The 13776-nt window shown below is 51.3% G+C and carries 15 protein-coding genes; 7 read left to right on the top strand and 8 right to left on the bottom strand.

Annotated elements, in window-relative coordinates; all coding sequences use genetic code 11:
* Positions 1-3 precede the first annotated feature (3 nt).
* On the bottom strand, positions 4-888 hold the full coding sequence (locus DFR47_RS07475) for a LysR family transcriptional regulator (protein WP_113943729.1): 885 nt from the start codon (positions 886-888) through the stop codon (positions 4-6).
* Between the two features lie 123 nt (positions 889-1011).
* On the opposite strand from DFR47_RS07475, the gene DFR47_RS07480 reads away from it, so the two are divergent.
* Positions 1012-1992: an aldo/keto reductase gene (locus DFR47_RS07480; protein WP_113943730.1), complete on the top strand. Its 981-nt coding sequence runs from the start codon at positions 1012-1014 to the stop codon at positions 1990-1992.
* Between the two features lie 47 nt (positions 1993-2039).
* Here the strand turns inward: DFR47_RS07480 and DFR47_RS07485 are convergent, their stop codons facing one another.
* Complete coding sequence (locus tag DFR47_RS07485; protein ID WP_113943731.1) at positions 2040-3275, bottom strand: MFS transporter; 1236 nt, start codon at positions 3273-3275, stop codon at positions 2040-2042.
* Positions 3276-3372: 97 nt separating this feature from the next.
* Here DFR47_RS07485 and DFR47_RS07490 point away from each other — a divergent pair, with 97 nt between their 5' ends.
* From DFR47_RS07490 to DFR47_RS07500, 4 genes are all read left to right on the top strand, one after another.
* Complete coding sequence (locus DFR47_RS07490; RefSeq protein ID WP_113943732.1) at positions 3373-3981, top strand: TetR/AcrR family transcriptional regulator; 609 nt, start codon at positions 3373-3375, stop codon at positions 3979-3981.
* A 19-nt stretch (positions 3982-4000) separates the two neighbouring features.
* A complete protein-coding gene (locus tag DFR47_RS07495; RefSeq protein WP_113943733.1) occupies positions 4001-4387 on the top strand; it encodes a GFA family protein in 387 nt (128 codons plus the stop codon).
* A 68-nt stretch (positions 4388-4455) separates the two neighbouring features.
* On the top strand, positions 4456-5175 hold the full coding sequence (locus DFR47_RS21550; protein ID WP_147245516.1) for a hypothetical protein: 720 nt from the start codon (positions 4456-4458) through the stop codon (positions 5173-5175).
* A gap of 36 nt (positions 5176-5211) precedes the next feature.
* Complete coding sequence (locus DFR47_RS07500) at positions 5212-5565, top strand: VOC family protein (RefSeq protein ID WP_113943734.1); 354 nt, start codon at positions 5212-5214, stop codon at positions 5563-5565.
* 71 nt (positions 5566-5636) lie between these two features.
* On the opposite strand, the gene pheT is transcribed toward DFR47_RS07500, so the two are convergent.
* The 6 genes from pheT to infC form a co-directional block, all read right to left on the bottom strand.
* Positions 5637-8054, bottom strand: coding sequence for a phenylalanine--tRNA ligase subunit beta (gene pheT, locus DFR47_RS07505; protein ID WP_113943735.1), 2418 nt, complete (start codon positions 8052-8054; stop codon positions 5637-5639).
* Between the two features lie 21 nt (positions 8055-8075).
* The gene (locus DFR47_RS07510) at positions 8076-8480 is read right to left on the bottom strand and encodes an ASCH domain-containing protein (RefSeq protein WP_113943736.1); all 405 of its coding nucleotides are present in this window, start codon (positions 8478-8480) and stop codon (positions 8076-8078) included.
* Positions 8477-9586 carry a phenylalanine--tRNA ligase subunit alpha gene (pheS, locus tag DFR47_RS07515; protein ID WP_113943737.1) on the bottom strand — a complete coding sequence of 370 codons (1110 nt, stop codon included), beginning with the start codon at positions 9584-9586 and terminating at the stop codon, positions 8477-8479. The genes DFR47_RS07510 and pheS overlap by 4 nt, the downstream gene beginning before the upstream one ends.
* A gap of 290 nt (positions 9587-9876) precedes the next feature.
* Entirely contained in the window at positions 9877-10278 is a 402-nt protein-coding gene (rplT, locus tag DFR47_RS07520; protein ID WP_022709387.1) for a 50S ribosomal protein L20, read from the bottom strand.
* A gap of 24 nt (positions 10279-10302) precedes the next feature.
* Positions 10303-10506: a 50S ribosomal protein L35 gene (gene rpmI / locus DFR47_RS07525; protein WP_113943738.1), complete on the bottom strand. Its 204-nt coding sequence runs from the start codon at positions 10504-10506 to the stop codon at positions 10303-10305.
* A 309-nt stretch (positions 10507-10815) separates the two neighbouring features.
* The gene (gene infC, locus DFR47_RS07530; RefSeq protein ID WP_113943739.1) at positions 10816-11355 is read right to left on the bottom strand and encodes a translation initiation factor IF-3; all 540 of its coding nucleotides are present in this window, start codon (positions 11353-11355) and stop codon (positions 10816-10818) included.
* A 354-nt stretch (positions 11356-11709) separates the two neighbouring features.
* Here infC and DFR47_RS07540 point away from each other — a divergent pair, with 354 nt between their 5' ends.
* Both DFR47_RS07540 and DFR47_RS07545 read left to right on the top strand, forming a co-directional pair.
* Positions 11710-12477 carry an alpha/beta hydrolase gene (locus DFR47_RS07540; protein WP_113943741.1) on the top strand — a complete coding sequence of 256 codons (768 nt, stop codon included), beginning with the start codon at positions 11710-11712 and terminating at the stop codon, positions 12475-12477.
* Between the two features lie 37 nt (positions 12478-12514).
* Positions 12515-13660 (top strand): benzoate/H(+) symporter BenE family transporter, encoded by a 1146-nt coding sequence (locus DFR47_RS07545; protein ID WP_113943742.1) that lies wholly within the window; start codon positions 12515-12517, stop codon positions 13658-13660.
* Positions 13661-13776: the final 116 nt, after the last annotated feature.

Here is a 13776-nt window from a genome sequence, read left to right on the forward strand (position 1 = left end):
CCGTTATAATTTGAAAAAATCAATAAAAGCACGAAGCGCCGGACGCATGTTACGCCGGTTCGGATAATAAATATACATGCCCGGAAATTGTTGTGCCCAGTCCGGCAGTACCTCTGTCAGCATACCTTTTTGCAGATAATCAGCCACAGATGGCTCCAGCAATGAGACAAGCCCTGCACCGTCCAGTGCGGCCTGTATCAGGAGATGATTATCATCCAGTATCAGCGGGCCATTGAGGGTAACATCCAGTCTATGCCCTTGTTTTTCAAACTCCCATTGGTGCAAACCACCCGAAGAATACCGCTTCAGGATACAACGATGCGCGATTAAATCCTGCGGATGCTGCGGTGTCCCATATTGTTCCAGATAGGCAGGGGAAGCGACAACCGGACAGCGCAAGGGACGCCCGAGCGGCACCGCAATCATATCTTTTGCGAGACTTTCTCCCAGACGGATACCGGCATCGAACCCAGCCGCGACAATATCCACAAACTGATCCTCAATGTGGATATCCAACACAATATCCGGATAGGCCTCCCCAAAGCTTTTGAATTTTGGCGCCAGAAAAATATGTGCAGCTGAACGTGGTGTACTGACTTTTACCGTGCCTGCAGGTGCGTCACGCATATCCTGCACAGTCTGCAATGCCGCATCAATATTACCCAATGCCGGTGCAAGTTCGGTAAGCAGTTTCTGCCCTGCTTCCGTCAGATGCACCGAGCGCGTGGTGCGTGACAGCAAGGTTATCCCCAGCGCTGTTTCAAGCTGTGCAACAGCCTGACTGACGGCGGAAGGAGCAATGGCCAGATCTTTTGCCGCTGCGCGAAAACTACCGTGATCGGCAACTGCAGCAAAAACCGCTAATTGAGAGAGCTGTGAGCGTTTCATTGATCTATTTTACAGAACAGCTTGTAAAAATAAAACCGGATTATCGAACAATACGAACAGGCATATGTTTTCACCACCGGATGAAATACAAAACGTATCATCGCTCTGCGGAAGGAAAAAATCATGAAAATGCGTAAACTCGGCACCGAACTCACAGTCTCCGCTCTCGGCCTTGGCTGCATGGGGATGAGCCATGCCTATGGCGGGCAGGATGAGTCGGAAGCGATCCGCACCCTGCACCATGCCGTTGATATTGGCGTAACCTTGTTTGACACCGCAGAAGTTTACGGGCCTTTTGAGAATGAAAAACTGCTCGGCAAAGCCCTTAAACCACACCGTGATAAAGTCACAATCGCCACGAAGTTCGGTTTTAAAATCGAAGATGGCAAATCAACCGGCGTGAACAGCCATCCCGACCATATCCGAAGAGTGGCTGAAGCCTCCCTGCAACGGCTCGGCATTGACGTGATTGACCTGTTCTACCAGCATCGTGTTGATCCGGCTGTGCCGATTGAAGATGTGATCGGTACGCTGAAAGATTTGATCAATGAGGGTAAAATCCGCACCATCGGCATGTCTGAGGCGGGACCTGAAACCCTACGTCGCGCTCATGCAGTTCATCCGATTGCGGCTCTGCAAAGCGAATATTCGCTCTGGGTGCGCGATCCGGAGGATAGTGTTTTACCGGTTTGCCGCGAACTTGGCATCGGCTTTGTGCCTTACAGCCCGCTAGGCCGCGGAATGCTTGCAGGCAGTGTCCGCACACAAGCCGATCTGGCAGATGATGATTTCCGCAAAGGGCTGCCACGCTTCCAGCCGGAAAATCTCGCAGCAAATAATGCCCAGATTGATTTGCTCGAGCAGATTGCTGCCGATAAGCAGATCACACCGGCACAGCTGGCACTGGCCTGGGTTCTTCATCAGGCAGATTTTATTGTGCCGATCCCCGGCACCCGTAAAATCAGCAGGCTTGATGAGAATATGAAGGCGCTGGATGTTGTGCTGAATGCGGAAGAACTTGCACATATCAGTGCAGCTATCACACCGGATCAGGTTGCAGGCAAACGCTATACCGATGCCTCACTGGCCATGACCTATCTGTAAAACGGGTCTTCAAACAAAAAAGGCGCTGTTTTACAGCGCCTTTTCTTTCACACATTACGCAGAGCGCGTGGCAAGATTGTCAGCAATCCGGCCAAAGCCATGCCAAAGCCGACAAACAGCGGCGCATTCAGCCCCAGACCCGATGAGATTGCCAGACCACCCGCCCACGGGCCGAAAGCCAGACCAATATTGATCACTGAGGCATGCATAGCATTGACCAATGCACCCGGATGCGCAATCCGCATGACACGGGCAACCAGAGCCGGATTAAGCGCGATACCGGTCAGACCAATCATTATGATTGCAGCCACGGCAGCAATTTTTGACTGCGGGAGACAGGCAAAAAGCAGCATTGCAAAGACCATCAGGCTGATACCGGTCGCCAGAGTTTTGAACGTATAGCGATCAGCAAAACGCCCTGCGATATAATTACCAAGAATATTTCCCGCACCATAGACCGCCAGCAGCACCGGCACTTGCGCAGACGTGAAGCCGGACAGCTCCGTCATGATCGGAGAGAAATAGCTATAGGCGGCGAAGGACGAACCAATCACAAGCGCGCTGGTTGTATAGGCAGCCCAGAGCTTCGGTCTTGCCATTTCTTTCAGTTCCGAGCGCAGATCGGCAGCCTTACCCTCGGGCGCAGTTTCAATTTTCAGTGCAATGACCAGCGCACAAAACAATACCAGCACCACAATCGCCCAGAAACTGGCGCGCCAGCCAAATGCATGATCAATCATTGTCGCAGCAGGCACACCAAAGACCGTACAAATCATCAGTCCGGCAAAAACCAGCGATGAGGCACGCCCGCGAATACTCGGATCAACCAATTGAGCGGTAATCGCCAGCATCAGGCCGAAACTGGTCGCCGCTGCCATGCCGGTAACAACACGCGCCACCATTAAAACTTCGAAATTGCTGGTCGATGCCGCCACACTTTGTGCCAGAGCATAAAAAATCAGCAGAAATAAAAGCCCGCGTTTATTCTCAATTTTCAGCGCCAGAAACAGGATCGTCACCAGCGGGCCACCGACAACCATGCCCATGGCATAGAGCGAAATCAGATTGCCGATATCGGCAATCGAGCGATCAAAAGCCAGCTGAAGTGACGGCAACATGCCGGAAATCATCAGTTCAGACGTGGTAAGAGCAAAAAAACCAAGTGATAAGCAATAAACAACCAGCGGAATTGCAGGTTTATCCGTTCCGGATTTTGTAATTGTGCTAACAGAAATATCAGGCGCTCGTTCTGCGGCTAACGCAGAATCGCAAACATCATTCATCGTGAATCTCATTATGTAGTGAAGATTACATAATTCATAGCAACTTGAATGCTGCGGTCAAGTGAATTATATAAGACATACTAAAGAAAGGTATGAGATGGCTTTACGCGGCAGACCCCGCAGTTTCGACAGGGAAGTTGCGCTGAACAGTGTGATGAAGGTTTTCTGGGAAAAAGGCTATGAATGCGCCCAGATTAACGACTTTACTGCGGCCATCGGTATTACACCGCCCAGCTTTTATGCGGCTTTCGGCTCCAAGGAGCAGGCCTTCCGTGAGGCGGTCGATCATTATACCGCAACAATCGGCGGTGCGCCGCTTGTTGCGCTGGATCAGGCTTCCACCATTCAGCAGGGCATTCGCGCGATGCTCGAAACCCATGCAGATAAGGTCTATGCCTGCCCTGCAGGCGGCTGCATGGTCAGCGTCAGCAGCATCCAGTGCAAGCCGGAGAACACACAGGTCAAAGAGTTTCTCAAAGCTATTCGCCAGACTTCATTTGAGCGGATTTTTGCCCGCTGTGAACGCGCGATGCAAGACGGTGATCTGCCGAAAGGCACCGATCTGACCCAGATGGCGGAATTCTATCATGCTATGTTGCAGAGCCTGTCCTATGAAGCCCGTGACGGCGACAGCAGGGAAGCAATCCAAAGCATTATTGAAATGGCTATGCGTGCCATGCCTGAGCGTGTAACAGTGCCGGCCTGACAAACGGGACATCAAAACAATGATGAAAACCTATCGCGGCGGCTGTCTGTGCGGCTCTATCCGCTTTGAGGCTACAGGCGATCCTCTGAAGCTTAAACCACATAGCTGCTGCTGTAAGAACTGTCAGCAACATACCGGCGCACTCACAGCTGTCTGGGTGGAATTTGCAGCACAAGCCGTGCACTGGACAGGTGAAGGCGGGGAACCGGCTACCTATCGTTCTTCCCATTATTCCCAGCGCGCTTTCTGCTCGGCCTGCGGCAGCTCTATCGGGGCAATTGATGATGAGCCGGTGATTGCCCTGCTGCTTGGCTGTTTTGACGACAATAATCAGCCGGAATTTGCACCGGAATATACGTCTTTCGAAGACATGAAGCCCGACTGGTGGCATCCTGATCGCCGGTAACGTACAGCTCGCTGTGCGTGAATTTTTCTCTTTTCAGTCTATAGCACGTTAGAAAAAGAAAACCGGATATGCTGGATTTTGCTCATATTGCAAGGACACTGGATACCATCCGCTCGCACAAAGATGGTCATCTGCGCTCAATAAAGACAATTGAACGATTACCAACACCTGATGAAAACAGTTGGAGTCTTGAAGAAATCACGCAATTGAATTTGAGTGAGCTTCCGGTTTTTAAACACGTCAATTCACTTTATATTTGTGACTGCCGCAAATTGACGAGCCTATCCATCATTGCCGAAAAATTTCCGCAACTGCATAATCTTTTGATTTACTCTTCTGATCGTCTAACCAGTTTAGATGGCTTACAGTCTCTTCAAGAGCTTCAGACATTAACAATCTGGCCTTCATTCTCCGGTTCTATTTCACTTGAGTCATTCAAGCCGCTTACCGACATAACGACCCTGCGAAGTTTAGTCTTTTCTGGTAAATGCATAGACGGCTCATTAGCTCCACTTTATGGGCTAAAGCATCTCCAACATATGTTTTTATCCAATAACTTTAATTGGGAAGAGTTTGCCAACTTCGAACGGCACCAACCACATGTAAATTTTTGTTGGAAAGGCGGGGTGGTATATGATGCCAACCCAGCGATCTTACAATGTAAAAAATGTAACAAGGCACAAGCTATGTTAACAGGTCGAGGAAAAAAACTTTGCTGCCCGGACTGCGATGCTAAGCGGCTCGAAAAACATTTACGCGACTATTCCTCTTTGTCATCAGCGCACTAACGATACTTGTAAAATAAATAGACCAGATCGACAAACATGACCATTCAGACAATCGCCTCTGTCCTCATCCATGTCAGTGATGTTGCTGCAGCCTTGCAATGGTATCAGCGCGCTTTTCCGCAGGCTGTGGCACAGCGGCTGGAGGAATTTGATTTTGACTATCTTAAAATCGGTTCCGTTGATCTGGAGATTGTGCCTGCCGATGAGAAAGTAGCCTCAGGTGCTGCCGGTTCTGTTGTCTATTGGCAGGTCGAAGATTTTGATCAGGCTATCGCGCATTTAGTTTCAATTGGCGGCACTCTCTATAGGGGGCCTTTAAATATTCAGGACGGATTACGCATGTGCCAGATCCGCGATCCGTGGGGCAATTGCATAGGCCTGCGCGGCTAAATACAGAGTTATAAAAAACCCGCCGGAATGGCGGGTTTTTTTTGTTTTCTAATTGACTTAATCAGTCTCGTTTAACCGCGCAATGTACCGCCGGTCTGCTTAGCTACAGCTTCGACGATACGCTTGGCTGTTGCTTCCAGATCTTCTTCAGTCAGAGTGCGGTCAAGCGGCTGCAAGACAACTTCCACGGCAACAGACTTCTTGCCTTCACCGAGCGATGCGCCGGTGAAAATATCAAACACCTGCGCACCGGCAATCAGCTTCTTCTCAGCAGAGTTTACCGCACGGACAATCGCTGCTGCTTCAACTGTGCTGTCCACGACAAAAGCAAAGTCACGCTTCACGCTCTGGAACTGAGACAATGTCAGTGCAGGTTTAGTCGCACCGGACTTCTGCTTAGGCTCAGGGATCGCATCAATATACACTTCAAAGCCGCATAGAGCGCCGGACACATCCAGCAGTTCCAGTGCATCCGGATGGAACTCACCGAAGTAACCCAGCACCACTTTAGGGCCGAGTTTCAGCGTGCCGGAACGGCCCGGATGATACCATGACGGACCACCGGCTTCGACCTGAATACGGTCAACCGGTGCACCACAGGCTTCAAGAACAGCCAGCGCATCAGCTTTGGCATCAAACACACCAACATTCTGCGCATTGCCCGACCAGAAGCGGCCTGCACCTTCAACACCGGCTGTACCACGACGGATACCGCCAGCCACACGGCGCTGGTCTTCCGGCTTATCGCCTTCATAGGTGCCCGACACTTCAAACAGTGCCAGATCCGCAAAACCACGGTCAGCATTACGCTGCGCTGCCGAGAGCAGACCCGGCAACAGGCTCGGACGCATATCCGACATATCCGCAGCAATCGGGTTTGCCAGTTTCAGCTCCGGTTTACCGCCGCCGAAAGCTTTTGCCTGTTCTTCCGAAATGAAGGAATAAGTCACAGCTTCCATCATGCCGCGTGTCGCCAGAATGCGTTTGGCAAGACGGGTACGGATTTGCAGCGTGGTCAGGATTTTGGTGTTTACGCTGCCCATGTTCGGCAGCGGCTGTGGTTCAATCTGATTGATGCCGTGAATACGCATCACTTCTTCAACCAGATCGGCCTTGCCTTCCACGTCACCGCGCCATGACGGCACCTTGACCTGCAGAACAGCTTTGCCATCGCCTTCAACTGCGAAGCCGAGACGTGTCAGAATATCAGCAGCATCCTGATAGGCAACTTCAAGACCTGTCAGGCGCTTGACTTCCGATACCGGAAACGCAATGGCGCGCGGGCTATATGGTGTATAGCCAACAGTTTCTGTTTCAGTTGGTTCACCGCCGCAGAAATCCAGCACCAGTTTTGTTGCCAGTTCCACACCGGATTCCATCATTTCCGGATCAACGCCGCGTTCAAAACGATAGCGTGCATCGGTGATGATGCCCAGCTCACGGCCGGTACGTGCAATCATACGAGCATCCCAGAGCGCAGATTCAATCAGCACATCTGTGGTGTTTTCATCGCAACCGGAATGTTCACCGCCCATAATACCGGCGATGGATTCCACGCCTTTTTCATCAGCAATCACATAATGATTATCTGAGAGCTTATATTCGCGCTGATCCAGTGCCAGCACGGTTTCGCCTTCTTTAGCGGCGCGAACAGTCAGATTGCCCTGCACTTTAGCGGCATCAAACACATGCAACGGACGGCCATAATCGAAGGTCACGTAGTTGGTAATATCTACGAGCGCATTGATCGGGCGCAGGCCAATTGCTGTGAGGCGCTGCTGCAGCCATTTCGGGCTCGGGCCGTTTTTAACACCTTTCACCAGACGCAGCGAGAAACCGTTACAGAACGGCTTGTCATCATCCTGATCGAGAATAACTTTAACCGGTGTAGCGCCTGCACCTTTGACCGGCGCAATCACATCACCTTTCAGCTTGCCAAGACCGGCAGCTGCCAGATCACGGGCAATACCATGCACACCAGTGCAATCCGCGCGATTTGGTGTGAGACCGACTTCAATAATCGGATCGTCGATACCCATATAGGTCGCAAAGCTCATGCCTACCGGCGCATCTTCCGGCAGATCGATAATGCCGTTATGTTCGTCCGACAGTTCCAGCTCACGCTCGGAGCACATCATGCCGAAGCTTTCAACGCCACGGATTTTGCCGACAGACAGCGTAACATCGAGACCCGGCACATAATCGCCGGGCTTACCGAGCACGCCCACCAGGCCCGCACGGGCATTCGGTGCACCGCACACAACCTGTACCGGCTGGCCTTCACCGGTATCCACGGTGAGAACGCGCAGCTTATCCGCATCCGGATGCTGAACAGCGGTCAGCACTTTGGCGATTTTAAAAGTTTTGAAGGCCGCACGGTCATCAACCCCGTCCACTTCCAGACCGATATCTGTCAGCTTTTCAAGGATTTCTTCCAACGTGGCTTCGGTTTCAAGGTGATCCTTGAGCCAGGAAAGCGTGAATTTCATGATTGAGTTCTTTCCTAAATTTCAGCGTTTAAGCACTTCGACCAAACGAAAGCGCTCGCAAAGCAATTCCATATCCGGCGAGAAGCCGCCGTTCCGGCGAAAATAGGCCTCATGCCCTTTTCGCCACTCATCCAGCGGGCCTTCGCCCTCTTCTTCCGCAAAAGCGGCGTCAACCTCATCAAAGCGACACACCATCACAGCTTTGGTTTCAAGCACGGCTGCAGGGCGCCCCTGACCATCCAGAACAACGTCACGACGTCCGACCACCGGCAAAGGCTCACCTTCATCGCTGAAAGAGGTCAATGCTGCACAGGTCGCTGTTTTGTGACCTTCCAGCACCAATGCCAGCAGCTGATCAGCCAGCTCCGGCGTATCGCCGAAAGCAAACTTAACTGCATCACGATATTGTTCCGGCAATTCGGTCATGCGCTCAGGCCACCAAACAATGTCGGCAGATCCAATGGGCGGAAACCGTAATGGTTGAGCCAGCGCACATCCGCATCAAAGAAAGCGCGCAGATCAGGCATGCCATATTTCAGCATTGCGATACGGTCGATCCCCATGCCCCAGGCAAAGCCCTGATAGACATCCGGATCAAAGCCTGCATTACGCAGCACATTAGGATGCACCATGCCGCAGCCGAGAATTTCCAGCCAGTCATTGCCTTCGCCGAACTTCACATTGCCACCGGAACGGTCACACTGGATATCCACTTCCATCGACGGCTCAGTGAAAGGGAAGAAGCTCGGGCGCAGACGCATTTTGACCGAAGGCACTTCAAAGAACGCCTTACAGAATTCTTCCAGAACCCATTTGATATTGGCAACATTCGACGATTTATCGACAACCAGACCTTCAACCTGATGGAACATTGCCGAATGGGTGGCATCGGAATCCATACGATAGGTCTTGCCCGGAATGACGATACGGATCGGCTCATCGCGGCCTTCTTTGTCACGCAGAGCCGCAAACTTCTCCATCGTATGCACCTGAACAGGCGATGTATGGGTGCGCAGCAACTTGCGCTCGCCATTTTCATCCGGCTTGAAGAAGAATGTATCGTGCATTTCACGCGCCGGATGACCTTCAGGGAAGTTCAGCGCTGTAAAGTTGTAATAATCGGTTTCGATGTCCGAGCCTTCCGCAATCGAGAAGCCCATATCGGCAAAAATTGCCGTAATCTCATCAATCACCTGAGAAATCGGGTGAATACGGCCGCGCGATGCAGCGGAAGGGCGCACCGGCAAGGTCACATCAACCTTTTCGCGCTCCAGCTTCTCAGCAATCGCGATTTTACGCAGGTCGGTTTTACGGGTTGCCAGCGCTTCAGTGACGCGGTTTTTCAGACCATTAATGGCCGGTCCCTGCGTCTGACGCTCTTCAGGAGACATAGCGCCCAAGGATTTCAGTTTCTCAGAAACCGATCCTTTTTTACCGAGAACGGCAACACGCACGGCCTCAATCGCCTGTTCATCACCGGCAGCGGCAATCTCTGCCATAATGCCCTGTTCGAGTAGTGAGAGATCGCTCATTATTCAGATCCTTGATAATTGTGCCGTGCAACAACATCTGATGTTTTTCTCTAGAGCGTGTTGAGTTTAATCATACCCACTGCGCTCGCTCCAGATTCTATTCATTGTCGCATGTTCGCGGTAACTCAAATGAATACATTTAACAGCGACATGCTTTAGCATACAGCAACAGGAAAACCGGTTTCCAGATTTCGCGATATGCTTTGATATTTCAAACGAAAAACCCGCGCCAGTACCACCAGCGCGGGTTCTCCAAATACAATTTCAAAAGCTTTGGAAGAGCGGCTGGCTTAGTTGACAGCGGACTCAAAAGCGTTTGGAGTTGTGTCTTTCAGATATTCAAGCGCTTTCTTTGCGGATGCAACGAGCGCGCCGAATGCTGCTGGCTCATGAATAGCCAGATCCGACAGAACCTTACGGTCTACTTCGATGTTCGCTTTAGCAAGACCATCGATGAAACGGCCATAGGTCAGGCCATGCATGCGAACAGCAGCATTGATACGCTGAATCCACAGAGCGCGGAAAGTGCGCTTGCGATTCTTGCGATCGCGGTATGCATACTGTTTCGAACGATCGACAGCAGCTTTAGCTGTGCGGATCGTATTTTTACGACGACCGCGGAAACCTTCAGCCTGCTTCAGGACTTTTTTGTGCTTTGCGTGAGCTGTCACGCCGCGTTTAACACGTGCCATGGTATGATATCCTTAAACTAATGCTTACAGGCCGTTCGGCAGGTAATTCTTGACAACAACTTTGGCATCGGCCTCGGAGAGAACCATGGTGCCGCGTGCATCGCGAAGGAACTTGTTTGAACGTTTGATCATACCGTGACGCTTGCCAGCTGCAGCAGCCATCACTTTACCAGTACCGGTGATTTTGAACCGTTTCTTGGCAGCAGATTTGGTCTTCATCTTGGGCATTTTGCTACTCCTTAATTTTAGTCCCTGTCATATCTGCGATACTCCACGCCTCTTGTTTAAATCCCCCTCGTGCGTTGCACCCCGGGGCTTATTTTCAAGACGTTTTGTCTGCATAAGACAAAGACTCGATTGTACTTTCAGGCCGACCAAAGCCCGAAAAGCATACAAAACCGCCACGGCATGCCCTGCCGGTCGGTTTGAACAGCGTCTCAATACGCATAAATACAGTAAAAAGCAACTCTAAAGAGTCTAAATAAAAAGCCGCCCGTAGGCGGCTATTTCATTTTACAAAACAGAAACTGTTATTGCTTATCCGCGTGGTGCGAGAACCATCATCATCTGACGGCCTTCAAGCTTTGGCTCTGCTTCAACCTTAGCGATTTCAGCAGTATCTTCCTTCACACGCTGCAACAGCTGCATACCAAGTTCCTGATGCGCCATTTCACGGCCGCGGAAGCGCAAAGTAACTTTAACCTTATCGCCATCCTCAAAGAAACGACCTGCGGCCTTCAACTTCACTTCATAATCGTGATCGTCGATATTAGGACGCATTTTGAGTTCTTTGATCTCAACCGTCTTTTGCTTCTTGCGTGCTTCGGCAGCTTTTTTCTGGTTCTGATATTTCAGCTTACCAAGATCAACGATCTTACAAACCGGCGGCTCCGCATTAGGAACAATCTCAACAAGATCCAGACCCGCTTCTTCAGCGAGTGCAATGGCTTCCTGAATCGTCACGGTGCCATGGTTCTGGCCTTCGGCGTCAATAAGCTGAACCCGGGGTACCCGGATATCTCGGTTGGAGCGCGGTCCGTCTTTCTGGACCGGCGTCGCTCTGAACGGTCGGCGAATGGTCGTATTCTCCTCGAATTATTAAACATATGCGGTGAATTTGCGCTCTGGTACGAGCTGCAAATAACGCAGCTGCACCTGCAACCAACCCGTGGCCTTAGTGCAGCGCGCAAGTCAATAGCATCTTTTGAAATGCAAATCACCCCCCTCGGGGCAATATCAATGCAGTAAAATGCCCTTAAAACCGGCTAAAAAACCGCTTTCGATCACGGTTTTATGAATGTTGAGGCAAATCTGCCCGAACAGTCATGTTTTTAAAATGAGCATTGCCTCGCAAGATTTCAAGTTTATAGCTTGTTACAGCAATGTTTCATCACAGTGCATCTAATGAAATCACAGAGTCAGGAGTATCCGATGACAGATCAGGCAGCCAATTTTCTTGATGTAAACGGCACCGCGATTGCCGCACGCACCAGAAAAGGTGACAAAGCTCCGGGTCTTGTCTGGCTTGGCGGTTATTGCTCCGACATGCTCGGCGGCAAAGCCCAGCATCTCGATCAATGGGCTGAGAAAAACAACCACGCCATGCTGCGTTTTGATTATTCCGGCCACGGCGAATCCGGCGGCGAATTCAAAGACGGCACGATCTCACTCTGGCTGGAACAAAGTTTGGCGGCTTACCGCGCTTTTACAAACGGCCCGCAAATCCTGATCGGCTCCTCTATGGGCGGCTGGATTGTGCTGCGCATGGCACAGGAACTCATCAAAGCCGGTGAAAAGCCTGCCGGTCTGGTTCTGCTGGCTCCGGCACCGGATTTTACACAAGTTTTGGTGGAACCGGCGCTGACGGAAGATCAGAAAAACCAGCTCGCAATAAAAGGTTATTTTGAAGAACCGTCCGAATATTCACCACAGCCTTATATTTACACCCGAAACCTGATCGAAGACGGGCGCAACAATCAGGTTCTTACCGGCATTATCGAGACCGGCTGTCCTGTGCATATTCTGCAAGGTATGCAGGACCCTGATGTGCCCTATGCCCATGCCCTGCGCCTTGTCGAACATCTGCCGGTTGATAATGTGACACTGACACTGATCCGCGACGGCGATCACCGTCTCTCCCGGCCACAAGATCTTGATTTGCTGACGCGCTCCGTTGAAGCGATGATCGCGCAAATCTAACAACAATAATAATCTGAAAGATTGAAGCGGGGGGATCATGCGCGTTTCAGTGATAGCATCGGCTGCGGTTGCAGCTTTTGTCGGCTTTGGCGGCACTTTGGCACTGATTATTGCGGCAGCCACGGCGCTTGGTGCAACACAGGCTGAGACAGCCAGTTGGGTCACAGCCATATCACTGGCGCTTGCAGTCTCGTCCGGTTATCTCAGCTGGCGCTACCGCATTCCGATTATCACTGCATGGTCAACACCGGGGCTGGCGCTGATCGGCGCCAGCATCGGCTTCACGATGCAGGAGGCTGTCGGTGCCTTCATCGTCACGGCTGTCGCGATCATCATCACCGGCCTGATCAAGCCGGTGGCGCAATTTGTCGAGCGTATTCCCGCATCCATCGCCTCCGGCATGCTCGCCGGTGTTTTATCAAGCTTTGTCATTAATGCTGCAAAAACACTGTCGCTCGACCCGTTGCTGGTTTTGCCGCTGATTGCGCTGTTTTTGATTATCCGCCTGTTTAATCCGGCAATGGCAGTCATAAGCGTGCTGATCGGCGGCGTTATTTTCGCCTTGCTGCTTGGCCGTGCGGATAATCTGCCTGCACCGGAGCTCTCCACTTTAACGATGATCATACCGGAGTTTTCATTATCCGCCATGATCGGGCTGGCATTGCCGCTTTATCTGGTAACGATGGCCTCCCAGAACCTGCCCGGTTTTGCTGTTTTACGCGCTGCCGGATATGAACCGCCAACAGCGGCCTGTCTGCAAGTGACCGGTCTTGTCTCGCTGATTTCGGCACCTTTTGGCGCTCATACCAGCAATATGGCGGCAATTTCAGCCGCAATTTGCACCGGCCATGATGCCCATCCTGATCCGAAACAGCGCTGGCTGACCGGCCCGTTCTATGCGCTGTGCTATCTGGTCTTTGCTATTTTCGGCGCATCTCTGGTCGCCATTTTTGCCGTATTGCCACCGGCACTGATTATGCTGATTGCGGGACTGGGATTGATCGGCCCCTTTATCAATGCGCTGGCTCTTGCCCTGAACAAGCAAGATGAGCGATTTGCCGCTATCATCACATTTGCCGTCACTGCCTCCGGCATTACTATTCTGGGTATCGGCTCTGCTTTCTGGGCGCTGATCGCCGGTCTGATCGTCGCCGGAATGGATCATTTATCAAAAAATCGCTGAAAATTTAAATCTTTGAAAAAGTTTAAAAATCAGCTTTGAATTATCGCAAAACGATACTCTGAAACCTCGCGAAAACACCGATTTTGCGGGGTTTTTCTTGAATTTCCCTCCGGCTC

Source organism: Pseudochrobactrum asaccharolyticum (assembly GCF_003314995.1).
GTDB lineage: Bacteria > Pseudomonadota > Alphaproteobacteria > Rhizobiales > Rhizobiaceae > Pseudochrobactrum > Pseudochrobactrum asaccharolyticum.